14 protein-coding genes are annotated in these 17546 nt (G+C 74.2%); 9 read left to right on the top strand and 5 right to left on the bottom strand.

Annotation, left to right across the window (positions count from 1 at the left end; all coding sequences use genetic code 11):
* Nucleotides 1–90 precede the first annotated feature (90 nt).
* Nucleotides 91–999 carry a class A beta-lactamase gene (gene bla / locus H1D33_RS12570; RefSeq protein WP_414685522.1) on the top strand — a complete coding sequence of 303 codons (909 nt, stop codon included), beginning with the start codon at nucleotides 91–93 and terminating at the stop codon, nucleotides 997–999.
* Between the two features lie 74 nt (nucleotides 1000–1073).
* Here bla and H1D33_RS12565 read toward each other — a convergent pair whose 3' ends face one another.
* The 3 genes from H1D33_RS12565 to H1D33_RS12555 form a co-directional block, all read right to left on the bottom strand.
* Complete coding sequence (locus tag H1D33_RS12565) at nucleotides 1074–1988, bottom strand: serine hydrolase (protein WP_181567889.1); 915 nt, start codon at nucleotides 1986–1988, stop codon at nucleotides 1074–1076.
* Nucleotides 1985–2902, bottom strand: coding sequence for a LysR family transcriptional regulator (locus H1D33_RS12560; protein ID WP_181567890.1), 918 nt, complete (start codon nucleotides 2900–2902; stop codon nucleotides 1985–1987). The genes H1D33_RS12565 and H1D33_RS12560 overlap by 4 nt, the downstream gene beginning before the upstream one ends.
* A gap of 69 nt (nucleotides 2903–2971) precedes the next feature.
* Complete coding sequence (locus H1D33_RS12555) at nucleotides 2972–3841, bottom strand: Rossmann-fold NAD(P)-binding domain-containing protein (protein ID WP_181567891.1); 870 nt, start codon at nucleotides 3839–3841, stop codon at nucleotides 2972–2974.
* A 288-nt stretch (nucleotides 3842–4129) separates the two neighbouring features.
* On the opposite strand from H1D33_RS12555, the gene H1D33_RS12550 reads away from it, so the two are divergent.
* The 3 genes from H1D33_RS12550 (at nucleotide 4130) to H1D33_RS12540 (ending at nucleotide 6890) form a co-directional block, all read left to right on the top strand.
* Nucleotides 4130–4957, top strand: a complete 828-nt coding sequence (locus H1D33_RS12550) for an SAM-dependent methyltransferase (RefSeq protein ID WP_181567892.1) — start codon at nucleotides 4130–4132, stop codon at nucleotides 4955–4957.
* Nucleotides 4958–4996: 39 nt separating this feature from the next.
* Nucleotides 4997–5947, top strand: a complete 951-nt coding sequence (locus H1D33_RS12545; protein ID WP_181567893.1) for a hypothetical protein — start codon at nucleotides 4997–4999, stop codon at nucleotides 5945–5947.
* 202 nt (nucleotides 5948–6149) lie between these two features.
* Nucleotides 6150–6890, top strand: a complete 741-nt coding sequence (locus tag H1D33_RS12540) for an alpha/beta hydrolase (RefSeq protein ID WP_181567894.1) — start codon at nucleotides 6150–6152, stop codon at nucleotides 6888–6890.
* A gap of 106 nt (nucleotides 6891–6996) precedes the next feature.
* Here the strand turns inward: H1D33_RS12540 and H1D33_RS12535 are convergent, their stop codons facing one another.
* Nucleotides 6997–8928: an ATP-binding cassette domain-containing protein gene (locus tag H1D33_RS12535; protein WP_246411410.1), complete on the bottom strand. Its 1932-nt coding sequence runs from the start codon at nucleotides 8926–8928 to the stop codon at nucleotides 6997–6999.
* Between the two features lie 209 nt (nucleotides 8929–9137).
* Here H1D33_RS12535 and H1D33_RS12530 point away from each other — a divergent pair, with 209 nt between their 5' ends.
* Genes H1D33_RS12530 through H1D33_RS12520 form a run of 3 tightly spaced genes read left to right on the top strand, consistent with a single transcriptional unit; the run spans nucleotide 9138 to nucleotide 12620 of the window.
* Nucleotides 9138–9329, top strand: a complete 192-nt coding sequence (locus tag H1D33_RS12530; RefSeq protein ID WP_181567895.1) for a hypothetical protein — start codon at nucleotides 9138–9140, stop codon at nucleotides 9327–9329.
* 42 nt (nucleotides 9330–9371) lie between these two features.
* Nucleotides 9372–11960: a class IV lanthionine synthetase LanL gene (gene lanL / locus H1D33_RS12525; RefSeq protein WP_181567896.1), complete on the top strand. Its 2589-nt coding sequence runs from the start codon at nucleotides 9372–9374 to the stop codon at nucleotides 11958–11960.
* A gap of 24 nt (nucleotides 11961–11984) precedes the next feature.
* Complete coding sequence (locus H1D33_RS12520; protein WP_246411412.1) at nucleotides 11985–12620, top strand: GyrI-like domain-containing protein; 636 nt, start codon at nucleotides 11985–11987, stop codon at nucleotides 12618–12620.
* 49 nt (nucleotides 12621–12669) lie between these two features.
* Here the strand turns inward: H1D33_RS12520 and H1D33_RS12515 are convergent, their stop codons facing one another.
* Nucleotides 12670–15081: a glycoside hydrolase family 10-like protein gene (locus tag H1D33_RS12515; RefSeq protein ID WP_181567897.1), complete on the bottom strand. Its 2412-nt coding sequence runs from the start codon at nucleotides 15079–15081 to the stop codon at nucleotides 12670–12672.
* Nucleotides 15082–15249: 168 nt separating this feature from the next.
* Between H1D33_RS12515 and H1D33_RS12510 the strand changes: the two genes are divergently transcribed.
* Together H1D33_RS12510 and H1D33_RS12505 are read left to right on the top strand one after the other, a co-directional pair.
* Entirely contained in the window at nucleotides 15250–16560 is a 1311-nt protein-coding gene (locus H1D33_RS12510) for an ABC transporter substrate-binding protein (protein WP_181567898.1), read from the top strand.
* 67 nt (nucleotides 16561–16627) lie between these two features.
* The gene (locus H1D33_RS12505; RefSeq protein WP_220138668.1) at nucleotides 16628–17512 is read left to right on the top strand and encodes a carbohydrate ABC transporter permease; all 885 of its coding nucleotides are present in this window, start codon (nucleotides 16628–16630) and stop codon (nucleotides 17510–17512) included.
* The last annotated feature ends 34 nt before the right edge of the window (nucleotides 17513–17546 follow it).

Here is a 17546-nt window from a genome sequence, read left to right as displayed (position 1 = left end):
GTCTTCGACCGCATGGCGGACCACTGGCAGGGTCAGATCCGACCCGACCGGGGCCGTCCGGCCTCCGGCCCACCCATCGACCGAGGAGCATTGATGGTGTCTTCGACACGCCGCCTGGTGGCCGCGGTTGCAGTGGTCTCCCTGGCCGCCTGCAGTCCCGCTGACGCCGCCGAACAGCCGGCACGAGACAGCGCGACGACCGCCCCCGCGTCGTCCGCGCCGGACCGGGACCGCGAGTTCCGGCAGTTGGAGGAGAGGTTCGACGCGCGGCTGGGGGTGTACGCGATCGACACCGGCACCGGCCGGACGGTGCAGTACCGGGCCGATGAGCGGTTCGCGTACGCCTCGACGTTCAAGGCGTTGGCCGCCGCCGAGGTCCTCGACGAGACCACCGACGCCGAGCTGGACAAGGTGGTGCGGTACTCGGCGGACGACCTGGTCACCTACTCGCCGATCACGGAGCAGCACGTCGACGAGGGCATGACGCTGCGCGCGATCGCCGACGCGGCGGTGCGCTACAGCGACAACACCGCCGGCAACCTGATGTTGCGTCGGCTCGGTGGACCGCAGAAGTTCGAGAAGGAACTGCGCGAGATCGGCGACAAGGTCACCGACCCGGCGCGCTGGGAAACCGCGCTCAACGAGGCGAGGCCCGGTGACCGGCGGGACACCAGCACCCCGCGGGCCATGGCCGGGTCGCTGCGGGCGTACGCCGTCGGGAACGCCCTCGAACCGGCGGACCGTGACGTGCTCACCGGTTGGCTGCGGGGCAACACCACCGGCGGTGAGCTGATCCGCGCCGGCGTTCCCGCCGGGTGGGTGGTCGGGGACAAGACCGGGTCCGGCGGCTACGGCACCCGCAACGACATCGCGGTGATCTGGCCCCCGGACCGCGCACCGATCGTCCTCGCCGTGCTGTCCAGCCGCGGCGAGAAGGACGCCGAGTACGACAACGCCCTGATCGCCCGGGCGGCCGAGGTCGTGGTCGCCGCGTTGTGACGGCGCGGTCCGACCTCGCCGTGGTGGCGCTGGTCCGGCTCCGCGACCGGCGCCCTTCCGGAGGTGGGCGCGGGCTAGCCCCACCAGGGCGGGGCGCCGGTGCGGAGGTGGTCGTGCAGGGAGCGGGCGACCTGCGCCATCGTCGCCTCGCTGCCGGGCTGGGCGACGGCGGGCACCCGGGAGGCGGTGAACGCGGCGACCGCGTACGACTGCCCGTCGGCGTGGTCGACCACGCCCACCTCGTGGCGCAGGTGCAGCAGGGTGCCGGTCTTCGACGACCATCGGGAGGCGTCCGAGGTGAAGTCCGGCGCGAGCCGCTGCCGGTGCAGGTTGTCGCCGAGCAGGGCGCGTACCCGGGCCGCGGTGTCCGGGTGGATCGCCGACGGCCGCCAGAGGGCGTGCAGCAGGTCGACGAAGGCCCGGGCCGACCCGGCGTTGGCGCGGGTGACGTCGAGCTGTGCGACCGGGTGGCCCTGCCCCGGGGTCGCCGCGCCGATGGCGAGGGAGTGGGCCAGGTGCACCTGGTCGGGGCCGAGGCGTTCCGCGGGCGTGTCGGTGAGGTCGGCGGCACGGTGCCGGACGGTGATGCCGTCGATGCGCAGTCGCCGCAGCTCGTCGGCGACCGCGGCCGGTGGGACGAGGTCGAACAGGGCGTCGGCGGCGACGGAGTCGCTGACCGAGGTGCTCAGGTAGAGCAGGTCGTCCACGGCGATCCGCGCCGGATGGCGGAATCGGCTCAGCCCGGTCGGGCCCGGTGTGGTGATCCGGCCGGGCCGGACGTCGACAGGCGTCGCCGGGTCGAGGTCCCCGCGCGCGATCCGTTCGAGCGCGGCGACCGCCAGCGGCACCTTCACCAGCGACGCCGTCGGGTACGGGGTGTCCGTCTCGAAGCCGATCTCCGCGCCGGTGTCGAGGTCGCGGACCAGGAACGCGCCGTCGAGTCCCGCCTCGTCGAGCAGGTCCCGCGCGTGCCGCACGACCGCACTCACGTGGGTTCCCCGGCCGCACGGCCCCCGGCCGGACCCGGGTCCGGGTCGGGCGCGCCGAGGCAGTGGGCGATCTCCGCGTACAGGACGGTGCCGAGCTGGTCGCGGTCCTCGCGGACGCCGCCGGCGACGTCGTAACCCCGCACCAGGCGGGGGTCGGCGACGGGGCGCCAGTGCAGGGCGAAGTCCTCGGCCTGCTGACGGGAGCAGAGCAGCAGGTCGGGGGAGCCGAGGGCCGCCGCCGCGGCGTCGACCAGCGACGGCGCGACCGTCACCTGGGCCGGCACCAGACCGGCGAACTGCCCGGCCCGGGTCAGCGGGTCCCGCAGGTGCGCGACGTCGTCCTCGGGTTGGATCAGGATCCGCCGGCGGGCCTGCGTCCGGGACCGTCCGCTGCGCAGCGTCTCCAGGAACACCGCCGGCGCCGGGATGGGGGTCCGGGCGGCCAGCCCCAGCGGCACCCGCCAGGCCGCCGTCGCCTCCGGAACCGCCACGATCCCGGCACCCACCTCCAGGGTCCGGCAGAGCCGTTCCCGTTCCGGCGGGCCGGCCGGTCGTACCTCCAGGTGGATCCGCTGCCGCCGGGCCGCGACCACCAGCTCGGCGAGGCGGCGCGGCGGGCAGGTCTCGGGGACGGCGACCCGCAGCGGACGCAGCCGGGCCCGCTCGGCGTCGTCGCCCATGGCGTCGGCCAGGTCCACCAGCCGTCGCGCCGAGGGCAGCATGTCCTGCCCGAACGACGTCAACCGCACCGCCCGGGACGACCTGTCGAACAGCCGCGCCCCGAAGTGCTCCTCCAGGGCGGCGACGCGGCGACTGGCGACCGACTGGGGGATGCCCGCGGCAGCGGCGCCGGAGGTGAAGCTCCCGTGCCCGCTGACCGCGACGAAGGCCCGGCAGGCAGCGACCACATCCACCTGTCGAACCTATACCCGGGAAGCATGGACGAGCCGGTGCGGTGCGGCCGGCGCCGGCCCGTTCCCCCGTCAACGGCTCCCGGGTCGCACCATCGGGCCGGTGTCGGCGAGGAAGTCCCGCAGCGTCCGCGCCGGCCGGCCGGTGACCCGCGCGACCGTGTCGGTCGTCGCCGCGAAGCGGCCCGCCCGGACACGCTCGAACGTCAACACGGAGAGATCCCGCTCGAACCCCGCCATGCCGGCGACCGCCTCGGCGACGGTCACCTCGCGGTGGGTGACCGGCCGCCCGGCGGCGGGCGAGAGCAGGGTCGCGGTGCTCGGCAACGACAACGACTCCGGGCCGGAGAGTTCGTACACCCGACCGTCGTGCCCCTCGTCGAGCAGTGCCCGCTCGGCCACGGCCGCGATGTCCCGCGCGTCGATCCAGGCCACCGTCGCGCCCCCGCCGGGGAAGGGAAGTTCCCCGGTGTCGACGATCGGGTCGCGGTAGAAGCGCGGGTCGGTGAAGACCTGCATGAACCAGCTCGGTCGCAGGATCGTCCAGGTCCGGCCGCTGTCGCGTACCGCGCGCTCGGCACGCGGCGCCCAGCCGTCCGGCCCGGTGTGGTCCGGGTCCCGTTCGGAGAGCAGCACGACCCGGGCCCGCGCCGGCATCTCGGCCAGCAGCGCGCCGATCAGCTCCGGCGCGTCGGCCCGATCCGGCCGGACCACGTACGCCGCGTCGACGTCCCCGGCCGCCGCCGCCCACCCGGACGGATCGTCCCAGGAGAAGGCGGTCGGACGGACGCCGGCGAGGTGGACCGTCGACGGATCGCTGCTTCCGCCGCGCACCTCGACGCCGGACCGCGCCCCGAGCAGCTCCGCCAGCGGCACCCCCGTCTTGCCACGGACCCCGGTCACCAGCACGCGCGTCGTGCCGGCCGAGTTCGCGTCCCGCACTGTGCACCACTCCTCAGGTCGTTGATCAACGACGGTGCCGGTCCCCGCCGGCTGTCGATGGCCGGGTGGCGCCGGGCCCGCGCCGCCGCCCACGGCGACGGCGCGGTCACCACCTCCACTATCGGCCACCCCGCCCGGCCCGACACGCCGGTCGGCGTCGATCGGCGTGCTTCCTGGTCGCGGGGCCGATCCGCTGGGAGCGATACCAGCGGGGCGACGATCCCCACCGTCCGATCGCTACACTCCCGGAAAAGTCGGAGTCGCCCACAGAATCGGACGGAGAAGGCGTTGACCCGCGACAAAGCCGCACCCCCCGGAATCGACCTCACCGTTCCCAGCGTGGCCCGGGTCTACGACTACTTCCTGGGCGGCAAGGACAACTTCGAGGTCGACCGGCAGGTCGCCCAGCACGCCTTGCGGATCACTCCGGACGGGCCGGCCGCCGGCCAGGCGAACCGGGCCTTCCTGCGTCGGGTGATCCGCTTCCTGGTCACCGAGGCCGGCATCGACCAGTTCCTCGACATCGGGTCGGGGTTGCCCACCCAGGGCAACGTGCACGAGGTCGCCATCGAGCACGACCCGGGCGCCCGGGTGGTTTACGTGGACAACGACCCGATCGTGCTGACGCACGGGCGGGCGCTGCTCGCCGCGGAGGGCACCGCGACGGTGGTCCAGGCCGACGTCCGGCGACCCCGGGAGATCCTCGACGATCCGGACGTGCGGCGGTTCCTCGACTTCGACCGGCCGATCGGTCTGCTGCTCTTCGCGATCCTGCACCACCTCGGCGACGACGAGCGGCCGCGGGCGGTGTCGGCGGAGTTGATCGACGCACTGCCGTCGGGCAGTTACGTGGCGATCTCGCACTTCCGCGACCCGGGGGAGCGGGACCCGGAAGGCTCCCGCAAGGCCCGCGAGGTCGAGCGGGTCTTCAACGAGTCGCTGGGCACCGGCCGCTGGCGTACCGACGAGGAGATCCTCTCCTTCGCCGACGGGCTGACGCTGGTGGATCCGGGGTTGGTGCCGCTGGCCGAGTGGCGCCCGGACCCGGGCACGCCCGCGCCGCAGCAGACCGACACCTACCACACCTTCGTCGGACTGCTCGCCCGCAAACCGTAGGGCCGCCGGCGCGTCGGTGGGTCTCGCTAGCATCGCCGGGTGATCGAGGAGCTGATCGACAAGGCCGCCGGCGGCGACGACGAGGCGGTCGAGGAGCTGTGCGTGATCGCCGACGCGGATCCGGGCAGGCTGACGCCGCACCTCGGCGCGCTGCTCGACCGCGACGTGCTGTGGCCGGGGAGGCTTTACCGGGCGGCGGACGCCGAGGTGGTCCGCCGGGTCGTCGAGCGCGTCGACGGCGGTGCGACGCCGAGCCGGCTCAACCAGTTGCTGGTGATCCTGGCCCACTCCGGTCACCCGGTGGCCGAGAGCGCGCTGCGTCGCTGGTCGCAGCGCCGGCCGGCCGGCGCGGACAAGCTGCACGTCGACGCGCTCGCCTACGCGCGGGAGGGCGGCTGGACGGTCGGGCCGGACGGGCGCCGGCGGGAGCTGTGCGGCGACGCCGCGTACGCCTGGGTCATGGATGGGGCGCGGCGCCGGCCCGACGGCGCGACCTGCCCGTGGTGCGCGTCGCCGCGGTGGACCGCCGCGGAGCTGGACACGGCGGACCCCGCCGTCGGCACGGCGCTGGCCCACACCGGCTGGTCCGGGCGGCTGCTGATCGAGACCTGCCACTTCTGTGCCTGCTACGCGACGCTCTACAGCCGGGTCGACCCGGCCGGCGGCAGCGTCTGGTGGTCCGGCAACGCCCGTCCGAGCTACCTCGGGGTCACCGAGCCGGAGGACCCGCCGGCGTCGGTGCCGGTCCCGGGAGAGCCCCGGCCGAGCCCCTACCAGGCCAGCGCCTGGGCGCGGGGCGGTTCGACGCTGGGTGGCCGGCCCGACTGGATCCAGGACGCCGAGCACCCCGACTGCCCCGGCTGCGGCCAGCCGATGGACTACCTGGGTCTGATCGGCGGCGCGGACCTGGACGACTACGGCGAAGGCGCCTACTACCTGCACCTGCACCAGCCGTGCGGGTTCGCCGCGGTGAACTACCAGCAGAGCTGACGCCGACGATCCCGGGTCCCGGCACCCCGGCGGAAAACGGTTGGCGGATCACGGCGGCCGTTGCTAGGTTGCGGAGGCCGTGCGAGAGACCGAGGAGGTGGTACCCGTGAACATGTCGACGTGGGTGCTCCCCTCCGGGGTCACGGTCGGGCGGTAGGTCGTCCGGGAGCGCCGTTCTCGAGCACTCCCGAAAGGCACGACCATGCGATTCACCTCTGAGCAACACCTGGCCGACGGCGTCCTGGAACGCGAGTTCACCCTCGGCGACATTCCCGGCTTCCTGTGGACGCCCGCATCCGCGTCCCCGTCCGCGCCGCTGCCGCTGATCCTGCTCGGCCACCCTCCGCTCGGCCTGCGCCGGATGTATCCCCGCCTGGTGGCCCGGGCCCGGCACGCCGCGGCGGAGGGCTTCGCCGCCGCCACCGTCGAGCTGCCCGGCAGCGGCGACCGGCCGCGCTGGCCGGCACTCGATGAGGCCCGCGCCGACCTGCGCCGGACCATGGCGGCCGGTGAGCCGGTCGTCGACGCGCTCGTCGACGCGCTCGTCCTGCCCCTCGTCGACCGGGCGGTGCCGGAGTGGCGGGCCACCATGGACGCCCTCCTGTCACTGCCCGGGATCGGCGGCCCGGTCGGATACTCGGGCGGAGTGATCTCGATCGGGGTCCGGCTCGCGGTGGTCGAGCCGCGCATCGTGGCCGCCGGCCTCTTCGCCGGAAGTCTCGTACCGCGCGTCATGTTCGAGGAGGCCCGGCAGGTCACCATCCCCCTGCACGTCCTGCTGCAGTGGGACGACGAGGGCAACGACCGGCAGGCGGCCCTGGACCTGTTCGACGCCTTCGGCTCCGCGGAGAAGACGCTGCACGCCAACATGGGCGGACACGCCGGGGTGCCGGAGTTCGCCGGGGAGGACGCGGCCCGGTTCTTCGCCCGGCACCTGCGCTAGCCGTGGGCGGGGCGCCCGCCCGGCACCGGTGGGCGCCCCGGTCCGGCGGTGCCGGACCGCCAGCAGCGCGGTCACCACCTCCGACGGCCGCTGGTCGTCGGTGTCGTCACGCGCGGTAGCCCGCCGCCTGCAACGCGAACAGCTCGGCGTACCGGCCGTCGGCGGCGACCAGGTCGTCGTGGCTGCCCTCCTCCACGAGCGCGCCGTCGTGCAGCACGAAGATCCGGTCGGCGTGCCGGACGTTGGCCAGACGGTGGGTGATGAGGATGGTGGTGGCGCGCCCCTGCCGCTCCCGGATCGCCTGGAACAGGGCCTCCTCGGCGCGCGGGTCGAGAGCGGAGGACGGCTCGTCCATGATCAGCAGGTCGGCGTCGCGCAGGAAACCCCGGGCCGCGGTGATCCGCTGCCACTGCCCGCCGGAGAGGTCCTGGCCGTGGGCGAAGGTGCGGTCGAGCAGCGTCTCGTACCCGTACGGCAGCTCCGTGATCATCTGGTGGGCGGCGGCCCGGTCCGCCGCGGCCTCGATGCGCTCCCGGCGGGGCTCGCCGCCGACGTCGCCCAGCGCGATGTTGGTGGCCGCGGTGAACGGCCAGCGGTGGTGGTCCTGGGTGACCACGGCGATCCGCGACCGTAGGTCGTCGGTGTCCCACTCGGCCAGCGGTCGCCCGTTCCAGCAGACGGCGCCGGCGGTGGGCGTGCGCAGCGTGGCGATCAGCGCGGCCAGGCTGGTCTTGCCGGAGCCGTTCTCCCCGACCAGGGCCACCGTCTCGCCGGCCCGGACGGTCAGCGTCACGTCGCGCACGGCGGTGTCGTCGCGGCCGGGATAGCGCAGGCCGGCGTGACGGACGCTCAGCTCGCGCAGCGGTCCGGGCCGGTCCCCGCCCGCGGCGTCCGGCAGGTACGCCGCCGCGCGGGTCAGGAACCCGGTGTAGTCGGCGAAGTGCAGCCCCTCGGTGTAGACCTTGTCGGCCTGCGTGGTGGCGGTGGTCAGCGAGCGCTGCGCGGCCTGCAGGGCGAGCACGCAGGTCGCGGCCGCGGCGAGCGGGATGTGCCCGCCCACCAGCAGCAACCCGAGCAGCAGGTAGACCGCGCCGGTCGCCACGCCGCCGGTCAGCGAGCCCACGGTGGTGGTCGTGGTGACCCGGCGGGCGAGGGTGAGCTGGACGTCGGTCTCCGCACCCATCACGCGGTCGTACTGGTCGAGCAGGAACCCGCGCAGCCCGTAGGAACGCAGCTCCGGCGCCGAGACCCGCTCGGCCATCAGGCGGTGCAGGATCCAGATGCGGCGCCGGCGCACCGAGCCGGCCGCGTACGTCCGGTACTGCAGGTGCCCCGCCCGCAGCGCGGCCCAGGCCCGGGGCAGCGTGGCGATCAGCAGCGCCGGCAGCAGCAGCGGGTGGATGACCACCACCGCGACCGCGACGGCGGCCAGCCCGGCCAGGCCGGCCAGCAGGTTCGTGGCGGCCTGCACCAGCCCGGTCGCCGACTCCGGGCCCCGCGACGCCCGTTCCATGTCGTCGGCGAACGCGTCCGCGTCGAACGCCTCCAGCCGCACGGCCGTGCTGGTCTCGAACAGGCGGCGCTCCACGTCCCGGCTGACCCGCGGCGTCAGCCCGTTCTGCGCGTACCCGGTGGCGATGCCCAGGCCGGCGCGCAGCGCGGTCGCGCCGGCCAGCGCCGCGAGCGCGGGCAGCGCGGCGACCACCTTGTCGGCGGTCGGGCCGCCGGCGAACAGCTCGACCAGCACCCGCTGCGTGGCCAGCAGCCCGAATGCGGCGAGCAGGCCGCCGCCGACCGTCGCGGCGGCCACCGTCGCGGTGCGGGCCCGGTCCGCCCGCCAACTGATCCGCATCGCGGCGCCGACCAGGCGGGGCAGCTCGGCCAGCACGGTCAGCAGGCCGGCCTCGGCCCGGGCCCGCAGGCCCGTCTCCCACCACATCTCGCGCAGCTCCGGCAGCACCGACTCCGCGGCGGGCGGGCCGCCCCCGGGGGTACGCGGGCCGGCCTGCCGGTCGTTCGCGACGGCGGCCTCGGTCATCGGTGCGCCTCCTCCCGCTGCCGCCCGGCCGCGCCGGGGCCCGGGCTGGAGGTCGAGAGTAGAGCATCGCCGGCGTCGATGGCTCGACACCCTTCGTGATCACCTCCTCATTCTTAGTGATTGCTTAGCGGGCTGCACTAGCGTCCCGAACACCCCAGGGGCCGGTCGGCAACCAGGCCGTCGTGCCCCGCTACCTCGATGGAGGCGACATGACCCAGAGACTGCAGGCGACCCTGCTGGAGCTCGCGCCGCGCAGCGGCGGACCGGCCACCGTGGAGCCGCGGATCCACTTCGAGGAGGTGCAGCAGTCGCTGCACTCCGCGAACCGCTGCCCGTACACCTGCGGGCCGTGCACCGACCGCTACAGCGACCGGTGCGTCGCCACCGGGCGCACCGTCTGATCCCGGCCTGACCGCCCCTGCTGTCCGAGGAGGTAGATCTCCGTGTCCGACTGGGAACCCGCGCCGTTCATCCAACGGCTCGTCGACGAACGGTACGGCGGCCGGTTCACGGTGCGCCTCGGGCCGCAGTGGTGCTATGTCGACCGCGAGGGCGTGCGGCTTCCGGACCACGGCTGGAAGCTGCACGTCTCCTCGCGGGCCGAGGACTTCCCGGCGCTCGCCGCCCGGGCGGTGCCGTTCCTGCTCGACGCCGGGTGCAGCTTCAAGCTCGCCGCCGGCGGCGACGTGCTCACCGGGTTGAACTACGGCATCGACTCGCCGGCCACCGTCGGCAAGGCGATGACGATCTACCCGGAGCCGGACCGGGTCCGCGAGCTCGGCCTCGCGCTGGCCGCGCTGCTGCGCGGGCACCCGGGCCCGCGGGTGCTCAGCGACCGCCGGGTCGCCGACGACGCCCCCGTCTACTACCGCTACGGCCCGTTCGTGGCCCGCTGGTACCGGGGCGAGCGGGGACGCCTGGCGATGCGGATCCCGGGACCGGACGGGGAGTCGTTCGACGCCGTCGCCGACCTGGACTACCGCCAGCCGGACTGGGTGAGCGACCCGTTCCGGCCGGACGACGACGAGACGCCGGCGCTGCTCGGCGACCGCTACCGGCCGGAGGCCGGCCTCCAGCGCACCGCGCAGGGCAGCGTCTTCCGCGCCCGGGACACCGCCACCGACCGGGTGGTCGTCGTCAAGCAGGCCCGGGCGTACGTGGGGGACTCCGGCAACGGACTCGACGCCCGCTCCCGCCTGCGCAACGAACGCCGGGTGCTCACCGCCTGCGACGGCGTGCCGGGGGTGCCCGGGTTCGTCGACCACTTCGCCCACGGCGAGGACGAGTTCCTGGTCACCACCGACGTCGGCGAGCAGGATCTCGCCTACCGGGTCGGCAACCGCGGCGCCATGCTGCGCGCCGGCACGCCGGTCTCCGCCGAGTTCACCCGGACGGCGGGCGAGCTGGCGCGTACCGTGCTGGCGCTGCACGAGCGCGGCGTGGTGATGCGCGACGTCACCCCGCGCAACGTGGTGCTCGGCCCGGACCGGGCCCACCTGGTGGACTTCGGCATCTCCGCCCTCGACGGGCTGCACGTGCCCGGCGGCACCCACGGCTACGCCTCCTGGGACCAGATGCGTGACGGGCCGGCGACCGTCTCCGACGACCACCACGGCATCGGCATGACCCTCGCGTTCGCCGCCACCGGCCTCGCGCCGGTCGTCGGCGAGACCGAGCGCGGCCTGTCGGCGCTGCGGACGCTGCAGTCGCTGGACCGCATCCTCGGCCCCGCGCACGCGGCCTTCGTCGACCTGGTCGACGACCTGCTGCGGGGTGCCCCGGCGCGGGCCGACGAGGCGCTGCGGGCGCTGGCCGGCGAGCGGTGGGCGACGGGTGCCGCGCCGGCCCGCCGCCGGGCGGCGCCGCACGCCGACCCGGTCGCGGTCGAGCGGCAGGTGCTCGCCGAGCTGATGCGCGACGTCGACATGCGGCAGTTGCGGCAGCCGGCGTCCGCGTTCGCCAACGTGGACGGCAGCGTCTACACCGGCAGCGCCGGGGTGGGCCTGGAACTGCTGCACCACCTGGACACGCCGGGCGTGCCGGAGCTGCTCGACCGGCTGGCCACGCACACGGTCCGGGCCAACGCCCGTACCGACGTGCCGCCCGGCCTGTTCCTCGGCTCCACCGGCAGCCACCTCTTCCTCGCCCGGCTGCGGCAGGCCGGCTTCGATGTGACGTTGCCCGCGATCCCGGCGACGCCGTACGACACCGACGACGAGCACGACGACATCATGACCGGCACGGCCGGCGCCGGCCTCGGCCACCTCCACCTGGCCGACGTGCTGGACGACGCGGCCCACCTCGACGCCGCCCGGGTCTGCGTCGAGCGGCTCCTCGGCAAGAGCGAGCTGACGCTGTCGGTGACGCTCGACGCCGGCCTGCCCGAGGAGATCGACACCGACCCGACGGCCAGCTACTCCCACGGCCGGGCCGGGCTCGTCGACCTGTTCCTCGCGTACGCCGCGCGCACCGGCGACCCGGGCGTGCTCGCCGCCGCCGGGGAACGGTCCCGGGAGCTGCGCGAGCGCACCGAGGTGCTGGTCGCCCGCGCCCGTGACCCGCGCGCGATCCCGCTGTCGGTGTCCTGGTGCCAGGGCCTCGCCGGGATCGGCCGAACCCTGCTGCACGCCGCCGAGGTGCTGGACGACAGCCGGTTCACCGAGACCGCCGTGGCGGCGGCCGACGCGTGCGCCGACTGGATTCCCCGCCTGGCCAACCTCGGCCAGTGCTGCGGCGTGACCGGTGTCGGCGGGTTCCTCGTCGACTGCGCCCGGCACACCGGCGACGACCGGCACCGGCGGGCCGCCCACGCGGTCGTCGCGCACCTGCTCACCCGCAGCCACGGGCCGGACGACGCGCCACGGTTCGTCGACGCCGAGCGGCAGGACGCGCCGTGGTCCTGGGCCACCGGCAACGCGGGGGTCCTCTGCTTCTTCCGCCGGCTCAACCGTCCCGACACCCCGGAGGTGGTGCCGTACAGCCACCTGCCGCGCGCCCGGGCGGGGGAGCGCCCCGCACTGGTCCGCGGCTGAGCGTCGCGGCACTAGACTGCCGCGGTGACCGACCCCACCCCGGGCAAGGTCGACTTCAGGAGGACGCTCGACGCCTACCGGGCGCGACGGGGCGTGTTCCGGACGGTCGACGTGCCGGACATGCGCTATCTCATGGTCGACGGCCAGGGCGACCCGAACACCTCGCCGGCCTTCACCGGGGCGGTCGAGGCGCTCTACCCGACGGCGTACAAACTGAAGTTCGCCAGCAGGCGCGATCTCGGGCGCGACTACGTCGTCCCGCCGCTGGAAGGGCTGTGGTGGGCCGACGACATGGCCGCCTTCACCACCGCGCGGCAGAAGGCCCGCTGGCGCTGGACGCTGATGCTGATGGTCCCGGACTGGATCGGCGAGTTTATGGTCGCCGCCGCCGTCGAGCAGGCGGGGGCCGGGAACCGGCCGGCGCGCCTGGACGACGTCCGGTTGGCGGGCCTGTCCGAGGGGCGGTGCGTGCAGACGTTGCACGTGGGCTCCTTCGACGACGAGGCCGACGTGCTCGCGCGACTGCATCACGGGTACGTCCCCGACCACGGGCTGCGCCTGGCCGGCACCCACCACGAGATCTACCTCAGCGACTTCCGGCGGGTCGCGCCGGAGCGGCGACGCACCATCCTCCGGCAGCCGGTCGCGCCCGCGCGGTGACACGGGCGGTGGGGCGCGCCGACTCCCGGCACGCCCCACCGCCCACCGGTCAGGCCAGGTCGGCCCAGCGGGCGTACATGCGCAGGTCCCGAGCGGTGCGCCGGCTCAGCTCCGGCTGCACCGCGTCGCCCCAGCCGGCCGCCGATTCGGCGGCCTTCGCGAGTTGCCGGGCCGCCGCGTCGACCGCCGGGGCGGGCATCCCGTCGGCCAGCAGCCGCTCGGCCGCGGCGAGCCGGGCCCGGACCTCGGCGGTACGCGCCGCGGGCGCGCAGCCGGTGGCCCGCTTCAGCGTGGAGCGCAGCGCGGCGACCCCGGCGCGCGCGGCGGCCCGGTAGTCGGCGTGCGGGACCACCGCGCGGGTCCGGAACGTCCCCTCCCGCAGCGCCTCCTGCTGGCGGGCGTTGAGCTGGTTGTACGCGAACAGCGCCGCGCCGTCGGAGTCGGCGTCGTTCACCGCCTGCACCTGGTCGAGCATCAGATCCGGCGAGGTGCCCCGCAACGGCCCGTAGGTGGCGGTGTAGAGCGGCACGTCCCCGACCCGCTTCCGCATCACGGCGGTGTCGTGGCCGACGGAGTCGGCCGAGGTGCCGAACGACATCCCGGTGAGGAAGTCGAGCGTGCCGGCGTCGACCCAGGCGCCCCAGTTCTGGAACTTCTTGGCCAGGCCGTCGGTCGGGTCGGCGAAGACGGCGGCGGAGAGCTGCCGGTCGGCGGCGACCCGCCGCTGCATCGTGCGGACCTGGTCGACGAAGGTGGTGATCTGCTTCTCCCGCCAGGCGTTCCAGGTGGGCCACTGCGGCGAGTCGGGCGTCAGGGTGTACGGGTCGACGCCGTGCTCGGCGGCGAACGTGGTGCGGCTGTACGCGGAGTAGGAGAAGTCCGCGCCGTAGGGCAGCGAGACCGGGTAGCGGATGTAGTCCAGGTGCAGCCCGTCGACGGCGTAGCCGCGCAGGATCTCCTCGAACGTGGCGAGCACGTGGCTGCGCACCGCGGGCAGGGCCGCGTCCATCCAGTAGTAGCCCGGTTCCATCCGGGACGGCTGCGGACCGGCCTTGCCGACGTCCTCGCGCTCCACCGCGGCCCAGTCGGGGTGGGCGGTCAGCACCGGTCCGCCGCCGCTCTCCACGCCGACGAAGAAGGTGTGGGTCCAGGCGTGCAGCTCGATGCCCCGGGCGTGCGCCTCGTCGACCCAGACCTTCAGCGGGTCGAAGCCGCGCATCTCGGGCCGCTGCGCCGGCATGCCGGCCCGTTCGGCCACCGCGCTCGGGTAGATCGTGTATCCGCCCCAGACCGTCTCCAGGAACACCATGTTGAAGCCGGCGGCGGAGATCCGGTCGAGTGAGGCGCGAATCTGCTCCGGGCTGGTCTCGATGGGGCGTACCCACAGGCCGCGGCCCTCGACGGGGCGGGATTCCCGGCTGCGGTAGCCGGCCACGTCCGCGCGGCGGGTGGCGTCGCGGGCCAGCTCGGCGGCGCGTTCCGGCGCGTCGCCGGCCGCCTCCCGGGCCCGGGCGAGCAGCTCGGTGGCCTCGCCGAGCGCGGCGTCCACGGCGGCCGGGTCGATGTCGAGGCAGCTCGCCACCGCGGCGGTCTTCCCGGCGCGGGCGGCGGACACCGCCCGCTCGGCGCCGAGCAGGAAGCTCTGCGCGTCGACGTCCACCGTGACGGCGTCGCCGTCGACGGTCACCTTCGCGCCGAGCGGGGCGTTGCCCTCCAGCCACGAGCCCCGCGAGCCGTGCCCGGAGAGCACGAACCCGCCGGCCGGGATGGCGCTGTCGCCGCCCTGCCGGGAGACGACCCGGCCGTCGCGTACGCCGATCTCGAACCCGTAGTCGTTGGTGCCGGTGCGGTCCCGGCCGGCCGCGGGCGTGTAGGCGACGAGTTGTTCGGCGCCCCGGCACCCGGGGAAGCACTCGCCCTTGGCCGGGTCGACGCCGGGCGGGTTGCTGGCGGCGGTCGGGTCGGTGGCGTCGAGGGTGGCGGTGGCGCGCCGGATCAGCAGGTTGCGCACCTGCACCCGGTCGCCGGCACGCAGGTGCTCGCGCAGCCACCGGCGGTCGTCCACGCCGCCGGTCTCGGGCGGGGACGCGGAGAGCACCATCCCGTCGGACGGGATGGCGTTGTTGCCGGGTTTCGGGCAGGAGTCGAGCGCGGTGCAGACGCTCACCACGTCGTACGCGCCGTCGCCGGCGGCGCGCAACACCGCCTCGCCGCCGAACGCGTTGGTCTTGGTCTCGGCGCCGGAGTCGGGCGTGTAGAGGGCGAGGACACCGGCTGCCCGCGAGGACGGGTCGAGGGCGTCGATGGTGGCGGTGGCGCCGTCGGCGGCGGTGACCGTGGGCAGGCCGGGATCGGCGGTGGGCGCGGCGCCCGCCGCGGCGGGTGCGGCCAGCAGGCCGAGCAGGACCACGCCGGCGGCCGCGGAGACGGCGGTCCGGCGCAGGGGTGTGGGGGATGGCATACGGCCCATCGTTGGCGCACTGGTACGGACAAGTCAAGGGTTCTCGTCGATGTCGAAACCGGATCCCTTATGTAAAAGCTCAGCTAGGGCTTGACCCGGCGGCGATCATGAGTAAAGCTCTGGCTCACTGGTCCGTACCACTTCACCCCCCTTGCATGGAGGACCCACATGAGGCGTACCCGCGCCTTCGCCGCGGCCGCAGTGGCCGCCGCGCTCTTCCTCAGCGGCTGCGGCCTGTCCAGCGGCGACGACGCCGGTTCGGCCGGCTCCGACGACAAGATCAGCGGCGAGGTGAAGGGTGAGATCACCTTCGCCACCCTCGCGCTCAAGCCCACCTTCGACGACTACATCAACGGCCTGATCGCCGACTTCCAGAAGCAGCACCCGGGCACCACCGTGACGTGGATCGACCTGCCGTTCCAGGGCGCGCAGGAGAAGATCACCAACGACGCGCAGGCCGGCACGCTGCCCGACGTGGTCAACCTGAACCCCAACTTCGCCCAGAAGCTGGAGAAGCAGGGCGTCTTCGTGGACATGGAGACCAACGCCGGCGACGCGAAGAGCACGTTCGTGCCCGGCGCGTGGGACGCCTTCAAGGTCCCCGGCCAGCCCGGCTCGTACGGCCTGCCGTGGTACCTCACCAGCGAGGTCACCATGTACAACAAGGACCTCTTCGCCCAGGCGGGGATGGCCGACGCCGCCCCGCCGAAGACCGTCGACGAACTGCTCACCCAGGCGGAGAAGCTCTCCGCCGCCGGCAAGGGCCGCTTCTACGGCTGGCACCCGGCGCTGGAGAACAGCTTCGTGCCCAACCTGGCGAAGCTCGGTGTGCCGCTGCTCAACGACGACGCCACCGCGTGGACGTTCAACACCCCCGAGGCCGTGCAGTACGTGACCCGGGTCCGCGACCTGTACGCCAAGAAGGCCATCGCCCCGGACTGGCTGACCCAGGACCACGCCAAGGAGACCGAGGCGTACTCCGCCGGGCGGGTCGCGCTGTTCCCCTCCGGGCCCAACTTCCTCAAGGTGGTCGGCCAGAACGCCCCCGCCGTCGCCAAGGCCACCGGGGTCGCCCCCCAGATCGCCAGCGCCGACGGCACCACGAACATGTCGGTGATGGGCCTGCTCGTGCCGAGGAAGAGCAAGAACCCGGCGACCGCGCTGGAGTTCGCGAAGTTCGTCAGCAACGCGCAGAACCAGCTCGCCTTCGCCAAGATCGTGACGATCCTGCCGTCCACCGCGGACTCGCTCAAGGACCCGTACTTCACCCAGGTGGACCCGGCCGACCCGACCTCGCCGGCCCGCAAGATCTCCGCCGAGCAGATCGCCAAGGCCGAGAACCTCACCCCGGTGCAGTGGGACGACCGCACCAAGGCGGTGGTGATCGGGAAGATGCAGCTCGCCGTCAAGGGCGACCTCGACCCGAAGGCCGCCCTGGACCAGGCCGTGGCCGAGGCCAACAAGCTGCTCGCCCGCTGACCGCGCCCGGCGCCGCCCGGCACCCCGCCGGGCGGCGCCACCACCCCGACGACAGGAGCTTCCCGACGTGATCGGCCGTCGCTGGTACGTACCCTGGCTCTTCCTGGCTCCGGCGCTGCTCGTCACCGCGCTGATGACCTGGGGACCGCTCGCCAACACCGGCGTGCTGGCGTTCACCGACGCGCAGGCGCTCGGCGGCGGGCAGTTCACCGGGCTGGACAACTTCGTCCGCCTTGCCGACGACACCGACTTCTTCCGGGCGCTCGGCAACACCGCGCTCTACCTGGTCGTCGTGGTGCCCGCGCTGGTGCTGCTGCCGCTGCTGCTCGCGCAGCTCGTGCACGCCAAGCTGCCCGGCATCGGGGCGTTCCGGGCGGTGTTCTACACGCCGGTCATCGCCTCGATGGTCGTGGTCGGGCTGATCTGGAGCTGGCTGCTCTCCTCCGACGGCCTGGTCAACGCCGTGCTGGTCAAGCTGCGGGTGGTCGCCGAGCCGCTGCCGTTCCTCACCGACGCCACCCTGCTGCTGTTCTCCTGCATGCTGGTGACGGTCTGGAAGGGCCTCGGCTACTACATGGTCATCTACCTGGCCGCGTTGTCCAACGTGCCCGGCGAGCTGCACGAGGCCGCCCGGGTCGACGGCGCCGGCGCGGTCCGCCGGTTCCGCTCGGTCACCGTGCCCACCGTCCGCCCCACCATGCTGCTGGTCGGCACGCTCGCCGCGATCTCCGCGACCAAGGTCTTCGCCGAGATCTACGTGATGTCCTCCGGCACCGCCGGACCCGGCGGGCAGGCGAAGTCGATCGTCTACTACATCCGCGAGGTCGGCCTCGGCGTCGACGGCGAGATCGGGTACGCCTCCGCGATGAGCCTGACGCTCTTCGTCGGCACGCTCGGCCTCTCCGTCCTGGCGCTCGTGCTGCGCCGCCGCAGCGAGAGGAACACCGCATGAGCGAGCGCACCGAGCGGAGCGAGGGCCGTGAGGG

This window comes from Micromonospora ferruginea (genome assembly GCF_013694245.2).
GTDB lineage: Bacteria > Actinomycetota > Actinomycetes > Mycobacteriales > Micromonosporaceae > Micromonospora > Micromonospora robiginosa.
The sequence above is the reverse complement of the archived record's forward strand: the minus strand, read 5'-3'. Positions and strand labels throughout refer to the sequence as shown.